Source organism: Haloferax gibbonsii (genome assembly GCF_001190965.1).
Lineage (GTDB): Archaea > Halobacteriota > Halobacteria > Halobacteriales > Haloferacaceae > Haloferax > Haloferax gibbonsii.
This window is the reverse complement of record NZ_CP011947.1, coordinates 339795-360079: the sequence shown is the minus strand read 5'-3', so window position 1 is coordinate 360079 and position 20285 is coordinate 339795. Positions and strand designations below refer to the sequence as shown.

At 68.6% G+C, this 20285-nt stretch carries 19 protein-coding genes and 1 pseudogene; 10 read left to right on the top strand and 10 right to left on the bottom strand.

The features are described from left to right. Positions 1-27 precede the first annotated feature (27 nt). The 5 genes from ABY42_RS01905 to ABY42_RS01890 all read left to right on the top strand — a co-directional run bounded on the left by ABY42_RS01905 (position 28) and on the right by ABY42_RS01890 (position 6431). Positions 28-1122 carry a M20 family metallopeptidase gene (locus ABY42_RS01905; protein WP_050458569.1) on the top strand — a complete coding sequence of 365 codons (1095 nt, stop codon included), beginning with the start codon at positions 28-30 and terminating at the stop codon, positions 1120-1122. 350 nt (positions 1123-1472) lie between these two features. Continuing rightward, positions 1473-2987 (top strand): carboxypeptidase M32, encoded by a 1515-nt coding sequence (locus ABY42_RS01900; RefSeq protein ID WP_050458568.1) that lies wholly within the window; start codon positions 1473-1475, stop codon positions 2985-2987. Positions 2988-3078: 91 nt separating this feature from the next. After that, complete coding sequence (locus tag ABY42_RS20105) at positions 3079-3255, top strand: HVO_0416 family zinc finger protein (RefSeq protein ID WP_004973500.1); 177 nt, start codon at positions 3079-3081, stop codon at positions 3253-3255. Between the two features lie 158 nt (positions 3256-3413). Next, positions 3414-5264 (top strand): UvrD-helicase domain-containing protein, encoded by a 1851-nt coding sequence (locus ABY42_RS01895; RefSeq protein ID WP_050458567.1) that lies wholly within the window; start codon positions 3414-3416, stop codon positions 5262-5264. Between the two features lie 6 nt (positions 5265-5270). Continuing rightward, positions 5271-6431: a M24 family metallopeptidase gene (locus tag ABY42_RS01890; protein WP_050458566.1), complete on the top strand. Its 1161-nt coding sequence runs from the start codon at positions 5271-5273 to the stop codon at positions 6429-6431. Here ABY42_RS01890 and ABY42_RS01885 read toward each other — a convergent pair whose 3' ends face one another. After that, positions 6432-6674 (bottom strand): DUF7533 family protein, encoded by a 243-nt coding sequence (locus ABY42_RS01885; protein ID WP_004973507.1) that lies wholly within the window; start codon positions 6672-6674, stop codon positions 6432-6434. Positions 6675-6820: 146 nt separating this feature from the next. On the opposite strand from ABY42_RS01885, the gene ABY42_RS01880 reads away from it, so the two are divergent. Beyond that, entirely contained in the window at positions 6821-8647 is a 1827-nt protein-coding gene (locus ABY42_RS01880; RefSeq protein ID WP_004973510.1) for an SLC13 family permease, read from the top strand. Between the two features lie 15 nt (positions 8648-8662). Here ABY42_RS01880 and ABY42_RS01875 read toward each other — a convergent pair whose 3' ends face one another. Continuing rightward, positions 8663-9412 carry a DUF502 domain-containing protein gene (locus ABY42_RS01875; protein ID WP_050458564.1) on the bottom strand — a complete coding sequence of 250 codons (750 nt, stop codon included), beginning with the start codon at positions 9410-9412 and terminating at the stop codon, positions 8663-8665. 109 nt (positions 9413-9521) lie between these two features. Here ABY42_RS01875 and ABY42_RS01870 point away from each other — a divergent pair, with 109 nt between their 5' ends. Beyond that, on the top strand, positions 9522-10133 hold the full coding sequence (locus ABY42_RS01870; protein WP_004973513.1) for a riboflavin synthase: 612 nt from the start codon (positions 9522-9524) through the stop codon (positions 10131-10133). 45 nt (positions 10134-10178) lie between these two features. On the opposite strand, the gene ABY42_RS01865 is transcribed toward ABY42_RS01870, so the two are convergent. Then, complete coding sequence (locus ABY42_RS01865; RefSeq protein WP_004973514.1) at positions 10179-11216, bottom strand: PrsW family intramembrane metalloprotease; 1038 nt, start codon at positions 11214-11216, stop codon at positions 10179-10181. A 162-nt stretch (positions 11217-11378) separates the two neighbouring features. Here ABY42_RS01865 and ABY42_RS01860 point away from each other — a divergent pair, with 162 nt between their 5' ends. Then, positions 11379-11753, top strand: a complete 375-nt coding sequence (locus tag ABY42_RS01860; RefSeq protein ID WP_050458563.1) for a DUF7532 family protein — start codon at positions 11379-11381, stop codon at positions 11751-11753. After that, positions 11750-13162 carry a DUF402 domain-containing protein gene (locus ABY42_RS01855; protein ID WP_050458562.1) on the top strand — a complete coding sequence of 471 codons (1413 nt, stop codon included), beginning with the start codon at positions 11750-11752 and terminating at the stop codon, positions 13160-13162. The genes ABY42_RS01860 and ABY42_RS01855 overlap by 4 nt, the downstream gene beginning before the upstream one ends. Before the next feature lie 316 nt (positions 13163-13478). Here the strand turns inward: ABY42_RS01855 and ABY42_RS01850 are convergent, their stop codons facing one another. The 7 genes from ABY42_RS01850 to ABY42_RS01820 all read right to left on the bottom strand — a co-directional run bounded on the left by ABY42_RS01850 (position 13479) and on the right by ABY42_RS01820 (position 19864). Further along, positions 13479-13811 (bottom strand): NifU family protein, encoded by a 333-nt coding sequence (locus tag ABY42_RS01850; protein ID WP_004058105.1) that lies wholly within the window; start codon positions 13809-13811, stop codon positions 13479-13481. 170 nt (positions 13812-13981) lie between these two features. Then, positions 13982-15457 (bottom strand): LVIVD repeat-containing protein, encoded by a 1476-nt coding sequence (locus ABY42_RS01845; protein WP_050458561.1) that lies wholly within the window; start codon positions 15455-15457, stop codon positions 13982-13984. Positions 15458-15917: 460 nt separating this feature from the next. Further along, positions 15918-16886 carry an ROK family protein gene (locus tag ABY42_RS01840; protein WP_050458560.1) on the bottom strand — a complete coding sequence of 323 codons (969 nt, stop codon included), beginning with the start codon at positions 16884-16886 and terminating at the stop codon, positions 15918-15920. A gap of 84 nt (positions 16887-16970) precedes the next feature. Continuing rightward, a complete protein-coding gene (locus tag ABY42_RS01835; RefSeq protein WP_050458559.1) occupies positions 16971-17648 on the bottom strand; it encodes a TIGR00266 family protein in 678 nt (225 codons plus the stop codon). 89 nt (positions 17649-17737) lie between these two features. Then, a complete protein-coding gene (locus tag ABY42_RS01830) occupies positions 17738-18196 on the bottom strand; it encodes a universal stress protein (protein ID WP_050458558.1) in 459 nt (152 codons plus the stop codon). Positions 18197-18387: 191 nt separating this feature from the next. Then, on the bottom strand, positions 18388-18768 hold the full coding sequence (locus ABY42_RS01825) for a DUF5611 family protein (protein WP_004973531.1): 381 nt from the start codon (positions 18766-18768) through the stop codon (positions 18388-18390). 70 nt (positions 18769-18838) lie between these two features. Continuing rightward, positions 18839-19864 (bottom strand): DUF7093 family protein, encoded by a 1026-nt coding sequence (locus ABY42_RS01820; protein ID WP_050458557.1) that lies wholly within the window; start codon positions 19862-19864, stop codon positions 18839-18841. A 20-nt stretch (positions 19865-19884) separates the two neighbouring features. Between ABY42_RS01820 and ABY42_RS01815 the strand changes: the two are divergent. After that, positions 19885-20268 (top strand): annotated as a pseudogene (locus ABY42_RS01815) (DUF6432 family protein); the annotation flags it as partial. Between the last annotated feature and the right edge of the window lie 17 nt (positions 20269-20285).

The window sequence follows — 20285 nt, the reverse complement described above, 5'->3', positions numbered from 1 at the left end:
TTTGAAGCGACCCCCCGAGGGGCCGGCATGGACGAACTCCGCGACCTCACGGCGGCCCTCGTGTCGGTGCCGAGTCACGAGGACGAGACCGCCGTCGGCGACCGCATCGAATCGTGGCTCCGCGAGGAGACCGACGCCGACGTGACCAGAGACGACGCGGGGAACGTCGTCGCCCGCGTCAACCCCGGCGTCGGCGAGTCGCTCGCGCTCGTCGGCCACCACGACGTGGTCCCGCCGGCCGACCGACAGACGGCAGACGACGGCGACTACGTGGTCGAGACCCGCGACGGCCGACTCTACGGCCGCGGCTCGGCGGACATGAAAGGGGCCGTCGCGGCCTCGATGCTCGCCTTCCGCGACGCCGCCGCCGAGGCCGATTCAGAGGTCGTCTTCGCCTCGTTCGTCGGCGAGGAAATCGGCGGGGAAGGCGTCCGCGCCGCCCTCGACGACGGCTTCGAACTCGACTACGCCGTCGTCGCCGAGGGGTCGACGAACTACACCGGCCCCGACCGGACCGACGTGGTCGTCGCCCACCGCGGCCGCCGGGCGAGCACCCTCGTCGCGTCGGGGACCGCCTGCCACGCCAGCGAACCCGAGCGCGGCGAGAACGCCGTCTACCGCGCGACCGACGCCGTGGACGTGGTCCGCGACCTCTCGGTGCCGGACGCCGAGGTCCTCGGCCACCCCGTCTCGGGGAGCATCGCCGTTACCGAAATCGACGGCGGGAGCGCGTGGAACGTCATCCCGGACCGCTGCGAGGTGACCATCGACGAGCGGACCGTCCCCGGCGGCTTCGCCGACCTCGCGCGGACGGAGGCAATCGAGGGCGTCGAGTGGGTCGTCGAACAGGACCTCCCGCCGATGGCGTGCGACGACGCCGACTTCGCCGAGCGCGTCCTCGACGCCGCCCGGTCGGTCCACGAGGCCCGCGGCGACGCAGAGCCGGAGCAGACGACGAAGCCCCACGCGACCGACGCCGGGTGGCTGGCGCAGGCCGGGACGACCTGCGTCGTCTACGGCCCCTCGGAACCCGGCGAGGCGCACACGAAAGACGAGAGCGTGTCGCTCGACGTGCTGGCGCGGTGTTACGAGACATACCGTGACCTCGTTGAAGACTGGTGAGAGCGGTCAAATCCGCCGGCGACGACGCCTGAACACCCCACCCGCGACGATACCTAAACACACCACTCGCGACGACTCCCGACAAACCACCGGGCGGGACTGAAAGGGGCCGCGAGCGAGGGCGAACCCCGGCGGCGTGAGCACTGCAGGCCGGAGGCCGAGGAGCGCGCGTCGCCGCGGGAGTCGTCGCTCGCGGGGGCTTTCGCGGTGGTATCGACCGCGGCCGTTACGGCGGGGGCGATTGCGGTATCCCCGAGGACGGAGCGACAAGCGACAACCGCGTATCAAAAGCCCACCACGGATAACCGGCTCCTGCGATTTAATACGCCTCCGAGACCACCATTCGTACCATGGCGCAATCCTCCGCAGAGTCCGACTCGGAGTCGGCGTACGAACAACTTCTCCAGAAGTACAAGCGAATCGCCAACGTCGAGAACGCCGGCGGCATCCTCTCGTGGGACCAGCAGGTCATGATGCCCGACGAGGGGACGCCTGCGCGCTCCCAGCAGATGTCGGCGCTGTCGGCGCTGAGCCACGAACTCCTGACCGACGACGAGTTCGGCGACCTGCTCGACGCGGCCGAGGCCGACGACCCGACCGACGAGCAGGCCGACGTGCTGCGCGAACTCCGCCGCGACTACGAGCGGGCGGCCCGCGTGCCGAACGACCTCGTCGAGAAGATTTCCGCGGCGTCGTCGGAGGCCATCCCGGCGTGGAAGCAGGCGAAGGCCGAAGACGACTTCGAGACGTTCGCGCCGCATCTGGAGAAGCACGTCGAACTGAAGCGGCAGTACGCCGAGCACATCGACCCCGACCGCGACCCCTACGAGGTGCTGTTCGAGGACTACGAGCCGTGTCTCCCCCTCGAACAGGCCGAGGAGATTCTCGCCGAGGTGCGCGAGGTGCTCGTCCCGATGATAGATGACATCCGCGAGTCCGACGTCGACCTCGCGGTGGACGCCTTCGAGGGCGAGTTCCCCGAGGACGACCAGGAGGCGCTCGTCCGCGACGCGCTCTCGACGCTCGGCTACCCGTGGGAACGCGGCCGCCTCGACACCGCCCCGCACCCGTTCTCGTCGGGGACGCAGTTCGACGCCCGCGTGACGACCCGCTACGACGAGTCCGACGTGCTCGGGTCGCTGTTCTCGACCGTCCACGAGTTCGGCCACGCGCTGTACACGCTCGGCCTGCCCGACGAGCACTACGCGACGCCGCTCGGCGAGAACCGCAACCTCTCGGTCCACGAGTCGCAGTCGCGGCTCTGGGAGAACCACGTCGGGCGCTCGCGGGCCTTCTGGCGGCACTTCCTGCCCACGCTCGAAGACCGGTTCCCCGAGGTCGACGCGACGGTCGAGGAGGCCTACGAGGCCGCCAATCAGGTGTACGACGACAACCTCATCCGCGTCGAGGCGGACGAGCTGACCTACCACCTGCACATCGTCATCCGGTTCGAACTCGAACGCGAACTCATCGCCGGCGACCTCGCCGTCGAGGACGTGCCGGAGGCGTGGAACGACAAGTACGAGGAGTACCTCGGCATCCGCCCGGACACCGACTCCGAGGGCTGCCTACAGGACATCCACTGGGCGTACGGGAACTTCGGCTACTTCCCGACGTACTCGCTCGGCTCCATCATGGCCGCCCAACTGTTTTCGGCCGCCGAGGAGGACATCGACGACCTCGACGGGAAACTGGCCGACGGCGAGTTCGGCGACCTCCGCGAGTGGCTCCGCGAGAACGTCCACCAGCACGGCCGGCGCTACGAGACCAACGACCTCGTGAAGCGGGCCACCGGCGAGGACTTCGCCGCCGACGACTTCCTCGGCTACGTCGAGTCGAAGTACGGGTCGCTGTACGACCTGTAGGCGAGACTGACAGTCCGCCGCAGTCCCCCGATTTTCGACGCTTCGGAGTCGTCGCAGGAACTAAATAGGGGTATGCCATATCATACCACGTATGGCCTCAGCACCCAGTGACGACTTGTTCGACCAGTTCTTGACCGACCGCGGTCACGAGACAGAACCGGTACGCTGGGACCGATCCTATAACAAGCTGCAGTGTCCCGACTGCGGGGCCCTGCACGACATGGGCGCGGCGACCTGCTCCGTCTGCGGGTGGGTGCCGGAGGCCTGACGCGTCCGAACTGACCAAGCCACAAGCACCTGTTCTCGACGGTTTCTCACCCGTTCGGTGAGCCGTCCGCGAACGCCCGGCGAGTTACACTACTCCGGGCGCGTTCGCCCTCGTCCGAAGCACGTCGCTTATCACCGATAAGGCCGTGAACGTGCACAATGAGCGAATCCGACGTGACCGTCACCCGGCTGTTCGGCGGCCCGGGAAGCGGGAAGACCACGGCCTTGCTCGACAAGGTCGAGGAGATTCTCGAACAAGACGGCGTCACCATCCGCGACATTCTCGTTGTCTCTTACACTCGAGCCGCGGCGGCCGAGGTCCGCGACCGGCTCGCGGAGCGTCTCGACATCAACCCGCGGTCGCTGAAGGGGAACGTCTCGACGATGCACGCGAAGGCGTACGAACTGCTGAGCCTCTCGCGGAACGACGTGGTCGGCGAGAACGACAAACAGGAGTTCTGCGAGGACTACGGCATCGAGTTCGAAGACGAGTACGGCGGCGCGGGCCGTCGGACCGCCCGCTCGACCACCATCGGGAACAAGGTCATCGCCACGAGCCAGTGGCTCCAGCGCACCCGCCGCGACGTCTCCGACTGGTACGACGTGCCGTTCCAGTGGAACGTCGAGGAGGTCCGCCTCCCGCCTGAGGTCGACCCGAACGCGCAAGAAGGAAACAAGTACACGCCGACGTGGCCCTCCGACGACGACCGCATCGACATCCCCGAGGCCATCCGCGCGTGGCGCGCCTACAAGGGCGAACACGGGTTGGTCGGATTCGCTGATATGCTCGAACGCGTCAAGCAGCGCGCGCTCGTCCCCAACGTCGACTACCTCGTCATCGACGAGTTCCAGGACATCACGACCCTCCAGTACGACGTGTACGAGGAGTGGAAGCCCCACATGCGAGGCGTCCTCATCGCCGGCGACGACGACCAGGTCGTCTACGCGTGGCAGGGCGCGGACCCGAACCTCCTCCTCGACGCCGAACGCGACAACGACGAGATTCTCCCGAACTCCTACCGACTCCCGTCGAACGTCCTCAACGTCGTCAACCGGGAGATTCGCCACATCGACAAGCGACAGGAGAAGGACCTCAAGCCCCGCAAGGAAGGCGGCGCGGTCGAGGCCGTCGAGAGCCCGTCGATGCTCGAACTCGCCCGGAACGTCCGCTACACCGTCGAGAAAGACGAGGGCACCGTGATGGTGCTGTTCCGCGCGCGCTACCAGATGTTCCAGTTCATCGATGAGTTCCTGCCGTCGGGCATCCCCTTCTCGACGCTGACCGACCAGCGCATGTGGACCGACCGGCTCACGCAGTACGTCCGCGCGGTCGAGGCGCTGGAGGCCGAAGCGCCCGTCGACGGGCTGGAGGCCCGCCGGCTCGCCGACATGCTTCAGGACTCCGCGTTCGGCACGAACGACCGCGACGACCTCTTCGACGCCATCGACGACAGACAGGAGGAAGCCGGCGTCGACGACATCACGAACATCGAGTTCACGCCGAAGGAGATCAAGAACTTCGCGCCCTTCGCCCCCGACAGCGCGTCCGCAAGCGACATGGTGCGCAAGGTGACGAGCTTCCAGCGCAAGTCCGTCAACGCGTACTTCGGCGGCGACTACGAGGGGATGGACCCCAGCCGCGTCCGCGTCGGCACCATCCACTCCGCGAAGGGTCGCGAGGCCGACCACGTGTTCATGGCGACCGACCTGACCGAGAAGGTCGTCGAGCAGATGGCCGCCTCCGTCTCCGACGAGGAGCTCGAAGCCCGCGGCATCGAGGAGTTCACCGCGACGACGAGCCCCGTCCCGCTCATCACCGACAACGAGCGCCGCGTCTTCTACGTCGGGATGTCCCGCGCCAGAGAGCGCCTCATCGTCCTCGAAAACCTCGTCACCGGCGCGCCGACGCTCCCCATCAGCGTCCTCCTCCACAACGAGATTCGCGAGGACCCCGCACAGGAGCTCGTCGACGACGCGCAGGAACCGCCCGCGCCCGAGCCCGAGGCGTAACGTCCCGTGCGAGGGAGACCTCGCGGCGGCGACGCCATCGACGCCGCCGTCGACGAGCGAGACGCCGTCGGCTTCGTCGCCGTCCCCCGCGGCCCCGACCCGACGAGTCGCTACCTCACGGGTCGTGACTTCGACGCCGACCTCGTGTTCGTCCGCGTCGCCGGCGAGACGCATCTTCGAGTGCCCTCGACCGTCGAACCGCCGTCCCTCCCGGTCGCCTCGGTCCGCGTCGACGACAGACCGCCGGGGAAGGCCGCCGCGGCCGTCCTCGCGGAACACGCCGCTTCCGAAGGGACCGTCCTCGCGCCGCAGACGATTCCGCACGACGCCGCGCTCCACCTCGAATCGGCGGGCTACGACCTCGCGTCGACCGCGGCGGTCGAAGACGCCCGCGCGGTGAAAGACGACGACGAGCGCGACGCCATCGAGGCCGCCCAGCGCGCGGCGACCCGCGGCGTCGGTCGCGCGGCCGCGATACTGTCGGCGGCGACGGTCGAAGCGGCCGACGACCGCGACGGCGGCCGCGTGGGTGACGACCGCGACGACGACGGCGAAGCCGTCCTCTCTTGGGACGGCGCGCCGCTGTCGACCGAGCGACTCCGCCGACAGGTGAACGCGACGCTCGCGGCCGAGGGCGTCGGTTCCGCGGGCGCGACGACGGTCCGCGCGGGAACCCGAGGCGACGGGAACGAACCGGTCGAACTCCGGCCGGGCGAACCGGTAGTCGTCTCGGTCGGCCCGCGCGGGCCGACGGGCTACCGCGGCGCGCTGGCCCGCACGTTCGTCGTCGACCCCGACGGCGGGTGGGAGCGCCGGGCGCACGTCGCCTGCGACGCCGCCAGAAAGGTCAGTCTGGTCGAGGCCGACCCCGGCGACGACGCCGGCTTCCTCGGGAGCGAACTCCGCGCGGAGACCGCCGCGTTCGGCTTCTCGATGGCCGACGAGGTGACGAGAGACGTGGGCGGCGGCATCGGCCTCGCGGCCCGCGAGGACCCGCCGCTCGACGGCGATAGAGAACTCGTCGCCGGCAACGTCCTTCGGGTCCGGTCCGCGGTCACGCACCCGGACCACGGGCGAGTCGAGCTGACCGACGTGCTGGTCGTCGGCGAAGACGGGCCGCGACTGCTCGGCGACGCGCCGACCGGTCTCGACCCGAGTCGCTGGTAGTTACTCCTCTTCGTCCGGCTCTTTCGCCACGCCGCCGATGACTTTCTCGGCCGCGAGCGAGGGGATGTCCTGCGGCATGGTGAGGAACTTCGGGAGCGCGACCATCAGCACCGCGAGAAGGAGCATCGCGCCGCCGAAGACGGTCTGGCCGTCGGCGAGGAGCGTGAGTCCGAAGCCGCCGACGGGGATGGCGAAGATGAGAGTCGCCGCGAGACCGACCATCTCCAAGATTCCGAGTCGCATCGCCCGAGGGTACTCCGCGGGCGACTAAAAGCGTCGCGACCGGCGATGAACGGGGGCGTTCTCGCTCGTGGAGAACCGAACGACCCGTCGCCGCGGCCGACAGTCTCGCGGGGTAGGATTAAGCCGCCTCCGAATCGACTGCCCGCATGGTCGCCATCACGTCCGGGATGCTCGTCGTCTTCGGTCTCGTCGTCGTCACGATGGCGCTTTTCGTGACGGAGGCGGCCCCGCCGGACGTGACGGCAATCGGCGTCATCGTCGCGCTCGTCGTGCTCGAACCGTGGACCGGGGTCGACCTCCAGACGGGGCTGTCGGGGTTTTCGAGCGCCGCGACCATCACCATCCTCTCGATGTACGCCCTCAGCGAGGGGATTCGACAGACCGGCGCGATTCGCGTCCTCGGCGACGCGGTCGCGTCCTTTACGAACGGAAGCGAGAACCGACTGCTCGGCGCGGTCGTCGGCCTCACCGGCCCCATCGCGGGCGTCGTGAACAACACGCCGGTCGTGGCGGTGTTCATCCCGATGGTTTCGGACCTCGCCGACCAGGCGAACGTCTCGCCGTCGAAGCTCCTCATCCCGCTTTCCTACGCCTCGATGCTCGGCGGCACGCTCACGCTCGTCGGGACGGCGACGAACCTCGTCGCCAGCGAGGCCTACGCCGAGGCGACCGGGTTGCCGCCGTTTTCGATGTTCACGTTCACCCCCCTCGGCGCGGTGGTGTTCGTCGTCGGCGCGGGCTACCTGCTGACGGTCGCGCCGCGGCTCCTGCCCGAGCGAATCGAGCCCGGGAACCGAACCGGCAACTACGGCGTCGAGCCGTTTCTCGCCCGCGTGCTCGTCCCCGCGCGGTCGCCGCTCGTCGGCATCCCGGCGGGCGAGGTTTCCGACGACACCTACCGCGACCTCAACGTCGACATCCTCGACGTGCTCCGCGGCGGCGAGCACTTCATCGCCGCCGACTCCGACCGCGAGGTCGAGTCGCGGGACATCCTGACCATCCGGGGCGACCCGGCGACGATTCGGCGCTTCTGCGACCTCGCGGACCTGCGGTTCCTCCCGCGCGCGTCGGTCACCGACGCCGAACTCGACCTTCCCGACCGCGTGGCGCTCGTCGAACTCGTCGTCCCCCGCGAGTCAGGACTCGTCGGCGAGACCATCGGCGGGGCGCGACTCCGCGAGCGGTACGACGCGACCGTGCTCGCGGTCCGGCGGCGCGGCGGCGACCTCATCCGCGAGCACTTCCGAGACGTGGACCTCCAGGTCGGCGACTCGCTGCTCCTCCAGACGACGAACGAGACGGCGCGGTACCTCCGCGACAGCGGCGATTTCGTCGTGACGAGCGAGGTCGCCGACGAGTTCATCGAGGACAACGGCGAGCTGTCGCCCACGGCGCTCCGCGCGTTCGCCGTCATCGCGGCGGTCATCGGACTGGCCGCCCTCGGCGTCGTCCCCATCGCCATCGCCGCGCTCGGCGGGGTCGCCGCGATGGTCTCGCTCGGCTGTCTGTCGGCGAGCGACGCCTACGACGCGGTGAGCTGGAACGTCATCTTCCTGCTCGCGGGCGTCATCCCGCTCGGTCGGGCGCTCCAACTGACCGGCGGCGTCGCGCTGCTCTCGGAGTTCGTCGGCGTCGCCGCGACCTACCTGCCCGTCGTCGTCGTGGTCGCCGCGTTCTACCTGCTCACGGGGCTGTTGGCGAACGTCATCACGCCGGTCGCCAGCGTCGTCCTCCTGTTGCCGGTCGCCATCGACACCGCGTTCGGCCTCGGTGCCGACCCCTTCGGCTTCGCCATCGCGGTCACCTTCGGCGGGAGCACGGCGTTCATGACGCCTATCGGCTACCAGACGAACCTGATGGTGTACGGTCCCGGCGGCTACCGCTTTACCGACTACCTCCGCGTCGGCGCGCCGCTCCAACTGTTACTCACGGTCGTCACGACTGCCGGAATCGTCCTCATCTGGGGACTGTGAGGCCGCCGCGGCGACTCACTCGGCTCGCTTTTGGGTCTCGCCCGCGTTCCGTCGCTGCTCAGACTCCGGCCGGACACCGTCGCGGACGCCGTCGCCGTTCGACGGGTCGTAGGCCGCCGGTCCCGAGGGGAGCGTCTCGGGGTCGTCGACGCTCAGGCCCGTGGTGACGAGCAGTCTGAGACCCCGGCGGACCGGCATGTCGAGTTCGCGAATCTCGTCGGGCGAGACCATGATGAGCGCCCCGGCGGTCGGGTTCGGGCTGTGCGGGACGAACACGGTGAAGAGTTCGTCGTCGGACACCGCCGAGACCGACGGGGGAGCCTCGTTGGTGACGAAGCCGATGGAGAACAGCCCCTCGCGCGGGTACTCGACCAACACCACGCGGTCGTAGCCGGCGGTCGGTTCCGTGAGCGATTCGGAGACCTGCCGGACGCCGAAGTAGATGGTGCGGACGAGCGGGAGGAGCCGAACGCCGCGCTCGAAGCTCCCGAAGAGCCGCTGGCCGAGGCTCATCGACGCGAGGTAGCCGAGAAGCGAGACGGCCACCGCGATGATGAGCGCCGACAGCACCTGCGAGATGAAGACGATGTCGCCGGAGTAGTTGAGCACCTCGGCGAGGAATGGCGACACCTGACGGACGACCGGACGGAGCGCGGCAGTGATTCGATTGAACGCGAACTGGAGGACGAACACGGTCACGGCCAGCGGGGTGACGAGAATGAGACCGGTGACGAAACTGCTCCGCAGTCGGGCCAGAACGTCCATACCGACTCTCCGGACGACGGGCGTAAAATTGTATGGGCGAGAGTGTCACAGAAACGTGATAGAGAACGGAAACGATAGGCATTAACTTCACCCGTCCGAAGCCGCGGGTATGTTCACGGGAATCGTGGAGGGGCCGGGCGAAATCGTCGACGTGGCCGACACCGACGGCGGTCGCCGCCTCCGCATCCGCACCGACCTCGCGTTCGACGACCTCCACCACGGCCAGTCAATCGCGGTCTCGGGCGTCTGTCTGACCGTCGAGGCGTTCGGCGACGACTGGTTCGAGGTGTTCCTCGCGGCGGAGACCGTCGAGAAGACCTACCTCGGCGACGCGGTCGAGGGCGACCGCGTCAACCTCGAACGCGCCCTCGCGGCCGACGACCGCTTCGACGGCCACATCGTCCAGGGCCACGTCGACGGCACGACGACGGTCGCGAACGTCGAGCGCGTCGGCGACGACTGGTTCTTCGAGTTCGACCTCCCAGAGTCGCTGGCGAAGTACGTCGTCCAGAAGGGCTCGGTGTGTCTCGACGGCATCAGCCTCACCGTGGCCGACCGCCGCGAGGGCTCCTTCGCCGTGGCCATCATCCCGACGACCTACGACCTGACGACGCTCTCGGAAAAGGAGGTCGGCGACCCGATTCACGTCGAGGTCGACGTGGTGGCGAAGTACGTCGAGTCGATGCTCGACGGTTACGCCGAGCGGTTGGTCGCCGAGTAGGGCGACCGGTTCTTTCGTTTCGTACGTTCCCGCGCCGTCGCCGGCTCAGTCCTCGAACTCCGTCTGCTCCGACGCGAACGACGCCGCGCTCGGCCCGGGCGCGTGAGCGCTGTGGTAGGCCTGACTGTAGCTGCGGAGCTTCCCGATGAGGTAGAGCCCGAAGATGCCGTCGTAGATGATGACGTAGACGAGGAAGGCCGCGAGACCGCCGATGCCGGTTATCCCCGCGATGACGGACGAGCCGAGGCCGACCGTCGAGTTGTACGTCGCGTGGACGAGCGCCGCGAGGATGAGGCCCTTGATGACGATGGGCCCGGCGTTCTCCTTGTTGAACTTGGCGAGGCCGAGGTAGTAGCCGGCGATGGCCGAGTAGATGACGTGGCCCGGACCGGCGAGCGCTCGGACCGCGGTAATCGTCCCGCCGGCGGCGATGATGCCGACGCCGCCGGACCCGACGTCGAGTCCCGACGAGGTGAGGTTCCGAGTGATGTACAGGGCGTTTTCGATGGTGGCGAAGCCGAGACCGGCCATCGCGCCGTAGACCGCGCCGTCGATGACGGCGTTGAAACTGTCGTGGGAGTAGGCGTACAGCCTGACCGCGAGGAGCTTGACGGTCTCTTCGACCGGACCGACCACGAGGAAGTAGAACACGATACTGCCGAGGAAGCCGATAGACAGCTGGAACTCGGCCGCGATAGTCTGACCGACGTTGCTCAGAAGCGAGTTGAGAATCGCGGCGAACGTGGCCGTGAGGACGCCGAGGAGGAACGTCACCACGAGCATCGACAGCGGCTCGTTTTGGGTCACGTCGGAGTAGTAGACGTAGCCCGCGAGCGCGAGCGCCGGAAGCGCCGAAAGCAGGGTGAGCGCGCCGACCTGCGGGTCGGTGAGCGCCGAGAGGCCGCCGATACCGACGAGGATGAGCAACGCGGCGAGGACGACCACCGCGCGGGTCGACGCGACCAGCACCCGGTAGAGCGCGACCGCGAGCCCGTCAACCGAGGTTCGTTCCTCCCACGTGGCGATGTCGTAGAGGTCGTCCGAGCCGTCGGACGCCTGCTCGACTGGGTCCTGCTGGTCCATCACGTGGCATAAAGGGTATCGCATCTGGTAATAGCTTCGGCCACGGCACCCCGCGGCCGACCGGCTGAACGGTCAATAGTCGGGTGGCCGGCGACCGTTCGTCCGGCCCAGCGACCGACTGCCGACCGTACGACGTTAATGCCTCCGCTCCGAAGGGCGGGTATGCACTTCGACCCCCGCGAACAGGCGGCGCTCCGCGAGGTCGGCCTCGACACCGACGACCTCCGGGCCGCGTCGGACCTCGTGAGCGACGCAGTCGAATCGGACGCAGACGCCATCGCCGCGTTCTTCGGCGACGGCGGGGCGGTCTACTCGGACATGGAGATGGCCCACAGCGCGAGTGACGTGCAGGAACACGCCGTCGACCACGTCGACCTCTACACCCACGGCGCGGACCTCCGCGGCTACCTCAAGTTCGACTCGTGGGGCGTCCCCATCGAGGGCGGCCGCGTGCTCAGCGAGGAGAAAGTCGAACTGACGCTCGGCCCGACGGTCGACGCTCGCGTCACCTTCGCCCGCGACCCCGACGAGCTATGAGGGTCCGCGTCCGCGGCATCTACGCCACCGCGCTCACGGGCGTCTTCCTCGACGACGGCCACGACGTGGTGCAGGCGTCCGGCCCGATTCGGGAGCGCTTCGACGCCGAGTTCGACTCGTCGGACCACGACGTGTCGGTCGAGACGACGCGGAACCGACAGGGCGTCGGCGCGACCGGCGCGCCCGAGGCGGTCGCGACGGCCACAGAGCGACTCACCGAGCTCGGCATCGACACCTTCGCGTGGGACGACCCCGCACCGACCGGCGCGGTGTTCGACGCCCGCGTGACCGACACCCTCGGCGGCGGCGCGGTCTGCGACCTCGGCGAGGCCGAGGGCTACCTCTCGTACGGCGACTTCGACGGGCACGTGGAAGTCGGCGACGAGGTCCGCGTGCAGGTCGCCGAGTCGGCCCCGCCGTGGGACTCCCGCCGCGCCGAACTGACCGGCGACGTCCGCGCCGTCGCGGGGCTGGCGACGCTCGACCCCGATTCGGAGGGCGTCCGCGTCGACACCCGCGACGAGGCCGCAGCCCGCGAACTGGCGGGAATGACGGACCTCCTCGGCGGCGACCCGCCCGAGGGCTGGGGAATCCGCTGGCACCGCGACGCCGTCGACGCCGACATGAGCGCCCTGAACGACGCGCTCGACCGGGCGGCCGAGGTGGCCGCGGAACTCGACGACGCGCTCTCCGAACCCGTCGACGCCCCGCGGGCGGTCGCGGCTCCCACCGCGACGACGTGGGTCTGGTTCGGCCGCGAGACCCGGTTCGAACTCGACGCCCAGCGCCGGGCCGTCGAGACGACGATGCCCGGCCACCACCGGACGAAGGCCGCCTCGCCGAAGGCCTCCGCCGGCGTCGACCTCGCGGAGTCGCTCTGCGAGTCGGTCGGCGACGGCGAGTTCCCCTTCGACGTGGTGACCGCGCAGTTCGGCCCGCTGGAAGGCGACGACGTGGAAATCGGTCACGGGAAGCCGGACGGTCGGCTCATCACGCTCGGCTCCGGCGAGGTGACGGACCGCGACCCCGAGGGAACGGTGGAACTCCGGCGCGGCATGACCGGCGGCGGCACCTACGACGCCCTCGGCGTCGACCGCGAGTCCGGCGACGTGGCGGTCACGAAGTTCCGCGAGGGGCGCTGGTGGTACCCGACGGTGTACCGCGACTCCGACGGCGGTGTCAAGGGCACCTACGTCAACATCTGCACGCCCGTCGAGTGCTTCCCCGACCAGATTCGATATATCGACCTCCACGTTGACGTGGTGAAACACGCCGACGGGACGGTCGAACGGGTCGACGACGACGAACTCGACGAAGCCGTCGAGGCCGGCCACATCTCCGAGGAGTTGGCCGAAAAAGCGCGGTCGGTGGCGTCGAGTCTGGAGTCGGCGCTGTCGGGGGAGGCGTAGCAACTTCGGAAGACGGTCAGTCGTCGTTGCCGGGGAGGACTCAGTCGTCGTGGTGGCGGGAGTCGTCGATAGGTCGATAACTGGACTGGCAGACGAACACCCCGCGAGGGCAACGAGGTGAGCGAGCGCGAGGACGACCAATCTATTCACACGGCCGACACGGCTGGATACGTATCGAGAATCGCGGGACAGGGTGCTAGTGTTGGAGGAAACCACGGCTACGACCGAAGAGAGTAGCCGCCTTTTTTGGTCCAGATTTTTTGGCGGGGGTTCGAGGCAACGAAGTTGCCGAGGACCCCGTCAAAAAAGGTGGGGGTTAGAAGTGACCCGGTCCCTCGTCGCCGTACTGCAGTTCGCCGCCGCGGCCGCCCTCGACGGTGCTGCTGCCGTGGTCGCCGGAACTGGGGACCTTGACCTGCACGTCGGTAATCTCGTCGAACGTCATGATGAGGTCCGACTGGATGTTCTGGGCGGTGATGTTCGAGATGCCGCACCCGGCGCACGCGCCCCCGAGTTCGACGACGACTTCCCCCGATTCCGCATCGGCCTTGCGCACGACGCTGTTGCCGCCGTGCATCTGGATGATGGGCATCTGGCCGACCATCCACGTCTCGACGCGCTCTTTGAGGCTCTCCGACTCGTCGCTCATACCCCGACGCTTCGAACCCCACGGATTAGAATGAAACGGTTCTCCCAACGCGCCGGCCGGCGAGAGAAAGGCTGTCTCGGTCGTTCGTGATAGATTCGGCGGGGGAACCACGGAAGCCGGGAAACCGGCGCGTCGGGCGTCGGAGCCGGTCGCCCGCAGTCGCGCCGCCCTCAGTCGCGCCGCCGGTGACGACGGGCCAGCCAGCCGGCGACACCGAGGGCCGCCGCGCCGACACCGAGTCCGAACCCCGGCGCGTCGGTCGTCGATGTCGATTCCGACGACTCGTCTCCGGGTTCGGGCGCGGTCGCCTCGTTCGCGGTCGGTGTCGGCGTGTTGACGAGCGATTCGGTGGTCGTCTCGGGACCGAGCGTCGGCGGGTCGCGCTGGTCGCCGGCGTGGTCGGGGAACGTGTAGAGCGCGGGCGACGCGTCGCCGACGCCCCAACTCGACGCGACGAACACGCCCTCGTCGGCGAAGGGATAGGCGTACTGCGCGGTCCAGAAACTCGCGCGCTCGGGGTCGCGCCACCACGCGAGTTCGACGGGGTCGGTCGGGTCCGACACGTCGTGGCGCTTGACGCCGCCGCGGTACCACGAGGTGTAGAGCCTGTCGTCGCGGAAGTCGAAGTTGTGCGCCGTGGTCCAGACGCCGCCGACCGTCGGGTCCGGACTGGTCGGCGGCTCGATGGTCGAGAGTATCGTCGGATTCGCGGGGTCCGACACGTCCCAGAGTTCGACGCCGCTCGGCCCGCCGACGAGGTCGGTCGTCCCGTCGTCGCGCTCGACTTCGACGGCCCACGACTCGATGCCGACTCCGAGGAGGTCGCCCGAGTCGTCGGTGGCGACGTAGTGGTGGTTGCCGGGCGGCGTCCGCCCCTCGCGGCGGCGGTCGCGGGCACCCAACCCCGACAGCTCCTCGGGGTCGCCGGGCGAGACCGACCCGAGGACCGACGGCGACGCGGGGTCCGAGAGGTCGACGAGCCACGTCCCGGCGTCCCAGAGGGCGACGTGCGCGACTCCCTCGCGGACCCACACGTCGTGGACGGACCGGACCGAGGCGGGTACGTCGGCCCAGCGGTCGTCCGCGGAGACGACCGACCAGCGGCCGAGTTCGTCGCCGGTGTCGGTGTCGAGAACGACCAGCGGGTTCCGGTCGCCGTCGTTGGCGGTGAGGTACGCCCGCCCGTCGGCGGCGAAGCAGTTGTGAATGGGGAACTCCGTCTCGTGGAAGGCGATTTCCTCGGGGGTCGCGGGGTCGGACACGTCGACGACGAGGACGCCCGCCGGCGCGCCCGGTATCGGGTTGGCCGGGCCGACGACGAGGAGCGTGTCCCCGTCGAGCTTCACGTCGTAGATGCCGCGGAAGGGACCGTCCTCGCGGTCGGAAAGCGGGTCGCGGCGCTCGGCGAGGAGTTCGGGGCGGTCGGGCGCGGAGATGTCGACGACGGCGTAGCCGCTGGTCGCGGCGACGAAGACGGTCTGGCCGTCGGCGGAGACCACGGCCTCTTTCGCGCCGTCGATGTCGATTCGACCCAGCGGCTCGAAGGGACCGGGGTGGGCGGTGACGGGGCGGGAACCGGCGACGGAGACGGTCGTGGCGGCGACCGCGCTCGCGCCGATGGAGCGGAGGAACTGGCGGCGGTCCACGGTGAGTCTGAGAGTGCCGAGGAGAAAAATCGGACGGAGGTCCTTGGGTAGCGGGAGGGCCCGGGAACCGGGGGAAAGCGGGGACCGCTCAGTCTGCACTGGGTTGCGTGAGAACTGAAGCGACGCCGGCGGGGATGGGTGGGTGGGTGGGTGGGTGTGGGTACCCCGTCGGCGTCGGTCGGTCGACGATGGTGGTGGGGGTTGTCGACCAGTCCCGTTCTAGGCTTCCGGTGGAACGCCCGTGCACCGTTCGGTTCGACGAGAACGGGAACGCGCCGACCGGCGCGCCGAGCGACTCGGCGTCGTCGGGTGCACGTCATCGCGTTTCTCGACCGGGGTTATAAGAGTGCGCCACTGAGTATCAATCGAGATAACTCGGGGCGGAGAAGCGAAGCACCGCGTTACAGTCGAGACCGGTCGCCGGTGCCACCTGCGCCGGAACTGGCGAATCCTCGCGGCATCACAGCCGCGAGCGGTCGCCAGTCCCGCCGGTCATCGCGCTCGCCAACGCCCCCTCGACCACGACTTCGTCGCCGAGCGTCGTCAGTTGAATCTCGGGGATGTTCGACATGACCATCTCGCTCATCTGCTCGCGGATGGGCTCTAACACGAGGTCCGGATTGTTGAGCGCGACCGCGCCGCCGACGTAGATGATAAGCGGCGCGTACGCGTGGACGATGTTGGCGACGCCCATCGCGTTCCAGTGGCCCAGTTGGTTGATGATGTGGTCGGCGAACTCGTCCTCGCCGGCGTGTTCGAACACGTCGACCGCGGAGAAATCGGGGTCGGAGACGGGGAGTGCGGTGTCGACCGGGTCCTCCTCGTGGAGTTCGCGGGCGTACTTCGGGATGTTGTTCCCCGAACAGTAGCCCTCCCAGTGACCGTTGTGGCCGCATCCACACGTCATGAAGCCGTTCGGGTCGAGCGTCAGGTGGCCGACCTCGCCGGCGTTCCCGTCCCACCCGGCGAGGACGTGCCCGTCGACGCAGACGCCCGCACCGATACCCGAGGAGATGGTGAGATACACCATGTCGTCGGGGTTGCGGTCGGAGTGGAACCGCTCGCCGATGACGCCGGCGTTCGTGTCGTTGTGCAGGTACACCTCGTCCGTCTCCAAGAGCACCGAGAGGGGGCCGGTCAGCGGGATGCGGTCGATGGTGTCCGGCAGGTTCGCCGGGTTCTCGACCGCGCCCTCGGCCAAGTCGAGCGGGCCGATAGCACCGATGCCGGCCGCGACCGCGTCGCTCGGGTCGATACCCGCCTCGGCACACGCCTCGCGGACGACGCCGAGGACCGCCTCGGTGATCGCGATTCCGGTCGGGCCGCGCGGAGTGCTGTCACGGGCCTCTCCGAGGATCGTTCCATCGTCGTCGCCCACCACGGAACGGACGTTCGTCGCCCCCAGGTCGACGCCCACGTAGTACGCCATCGTTCCCATAGGGATGCGCCCACCACTTAACTAAGCGGGATTTTCGGTAGATTTACTCGCGGCGATGTAAGTCCCGGGTCGGGGTCACGCGGAGTTGTTGGTCGGGAGTTTGGGGATGAGCCACGAGAGGAACGAGTCCATGCTGCGCGACTGTATCCAGACGGTTCCCGGCCCGGTGAACGTACAGACGAGCCCCTCGCCGCTGAACAGGGTGGACTTCAGGCCGCCGACGCGCTCGACCGAGAAACTCGTCGTCTCGTCGAAGGCGACGATGTGGCCGGTGTCGACCGTGTAGCGCTCGCCCTCACCGAGTTCGACCTCGTGGATGGCCCCGTAGCTCGACAGGAAACTGTCGCCGGTGCCGGTCAGTTTGAGCAGGAACAGCCCCTCGCTCCCGAAGAAGGTCTTCGCCCCGCCGAAGGAGGTGTCGAGGTCGAGCGCGGGGTCCGAGGCGATGTACGACCCCGACTGCACGTAGAGGGTCTCGTCTTCGAGGCCGTGGTGGACGATATCGCCCGGGAGCGGGGGCGCGAAGGAGACCTCGCCCGCCTGCCGCGCGCTGAACGTGTTCTGGAAGAACGACTCGCCGCCGAGGACGCTCCGCTTGAGCGACCCGAAGAGGCCGCCTTTCGCGTTCGTCTCGATGTCGATGCCGTCGGAGTAGCTGACCATCGCGCCGGCCTCCGACCGGAGCGACTCGCCCTCGTCGAGCGAGACGGTGAGGAGGGCGAACGACGGGCGGTAATCGATGGAGTGGTCCATGCGGGAGATGACGGCACGCTAAGATATGTAGTTGCCTGCGAAGCCGGTCGCCCGGCCGTCGCTCCGGCGGGCGCGCCGCCCGCGGCCCGTCACTTGGTGTCCGCGCGGACGAACGTCACGGGGCACGGCGATTCGAGCATGACCTCCTGTGCGACGCTCCCGAAGACGGCCTTCCCGGCCGGCGAGCGCTTCCGGCCGCCGACGACGAGGCGGTCGGCGTCGACCTCCTCCGCGAGAGTGACGAGTTTCTCACCGTGGTGGCCGACCCGGCCGTGGACGACGTACTCGACGTCAGCCTCGTCGAAGCGTCGCGTGAGTTCGCGGACGATGGCGTGTCGTCGGGCCACGTCGTCCGCCGAAACCTCCTCGGCCGTGATGTCGAAGTCGAGGTTGTCGAGCGCCTCGTCGTACTCGTCTCTCGTGAAGACGTGTCCGATGACGACCGTCGCGCCGGTCGGCCCGGCCACGTCGATAGTCTCCTCGGCGAGTCTGTCGATGCGCTCGGCGTCGCCCGCGCCGACCGCGAGCAGGATAGTTTCGATAGCCATACCAACCGGTTCGTCCCGGTATCACTTAACCGTGCCGGGGATTTTTACTCACAATCGAAATAAAAATTCGTGTCCATGGCTGGCGAAGTCGCTGTCAGCCGGAGCGTCACGTGCTAACACTATGTACGTTTCGCCGGCGTCGCAGCCGCTCGACGGGTGGCTGGCGAGAAAATCGAACCGCGTCGGACGGCTCAGACGTCGGGCGCGTCGTCTTCGACCGCACGCTTCATCGAGTCGCGGCGGGACTTCGCGTCGCGGCCCGTCGCCTCGAGGAGGAAGTCGTTCTTCGCGCTGACGGCCTCGCCCGCGGCTTCGAGGTCCTCGGGAGCGAGGTCGGCCGGGTCGGCCTCCTCGAAGTTGACCGCGAGCTTGTCCTTCTTGCCGCTGTATTTGACCGCGCCAGCGACGATGCGGGTGAACACGGGGTTCTTGGGCTCGCCGACGACGTAGAGGTCGCTTCCTTTGAACTCCTCGGTGTCCGTGATGGGGCCGAAGTAGTCTTCGACCGTCGCTTTCATGTCCGGAATTCGCTCTTCGAGCGTCTCCCCACGACGCATCTTGTACTCCTTCATGGACGCCTTTTCGACAGGGGATGGTTTACCTGTTTCGCGACTCTGCGACGCCTGCGAGGGCGTGCCGCGGTCAGGATTCCCGCTCGGCGATGTAGCCCTTTTTACACTCGGGGCAGATGTCGCCGGCCCGCATCGACGACGAGGACGCGCCGCGGGCGTGACCGCAGTTCGGACAGTAGTACTCGACGGCGTCGTCGGGGGCCTCGTTTCCGACGTTCGACTCGTCGGCGCGGACGAAGTCGTCTTCCTCCGCCTCGACGTACTGACCGTTCGACTGCTGGCTCGGCGAACTGTTGCCCTCCGGGGCCAGTCCGCCGCCGAACGAGACGGAGACGGGCTCGCCGTCGTCGGGCTGAGCGTTCCACCCCTCGTCGTCGCCCGGCGCGTCGGGCCACGCGCCGCGTTCGCGGGTCTGTGTCTGTTCGGGCTCCGCTTCGGCGTCGGCCTCGACGCCCGCCTCGGCGTCCGCGTCGATGAACTCCGCGTCGTCGCCGTCGGCCGGCGGCGTCGGGTCGTCGGTCTCGACCTCGTCGACCTCGTCGGGCCACTGCGTCCGGTCGCGGGTGGCCGACTGCTCCTCGTCGTCGTCGAGGATGATGCCGTCGTCGGTCACCGGCGGGGCGTCGACGCTCCCGGCGTCGTCAGCCGTGTCCGGCCCGTCCGCGGGTTGGTCGTCGGCGGCGTTCGCGGTCTCGGCCGGCTGTTGCGCCGCGGGGTCCGGGTCCGGGTCCGGGTTCGCGCCCGCGTCGACGTCCGCAGCAGCGTCGGTGGCCGCAGCGTCGACCTCGGCCCGCGTCTCCGCGTCCGGAGCCGTCTCGATGGCGGCGTCCTCGCTGTCGGAGACGCCGGGCTGTGGGTTCGCCGGTTCGAAGCCCGCGGCCGCGGTCTCAACTTCTCCCTCCGTCATCCCGACCTCCTCGGGCGTTCGGATGGCCGTGACCTCCTTGTTCTCGCTCATTACCTGTTCGTGTCCGCACCGCGAACAGACCTGTATCTCCCGAATCGAGACGACCACCTCGTCGCCGCGTTCCTCTCGCTCCCGTTCCGTCTCGGGGTCTCCGTAGGAGTGCCCGAGAAGACGGCAAGTAAGTCCCATTACGCGAGGATTCCGGGGTTCGGAAACAAAAAGGTACCCCCTGCCTGTCGGACGTCCGTCAGACGGGCGGTACAAGTAAACAGGAGGCGAACGATGTACCCGCTATGAGAGCGAGGCGGGAGTTCCGGAACCGCCGCGACATCGAGGTCGCGGTGCTCGACGCGCTCGTCGACCGCCACGACGAGGGGATGACGGTGTTCGAACTCCGTGCCGCCGTGGACGCCGACATCGACACCATCGAAGAGGCGCTGTCGGCGCTGAAAGACGAGGGCCTCATCGTGGTCGAGGAAGCCGACACGCGGGTGCTCATCCACGCCGACGAGCGCGTCGTTCCGGACCCGAGCGAAGCCGTCGAAGAGGACGCGTCGTTGTTCGAGAAACTTCGCGAGCGGTTCGGACTCTGAGCGCGGCGACGCGGAGC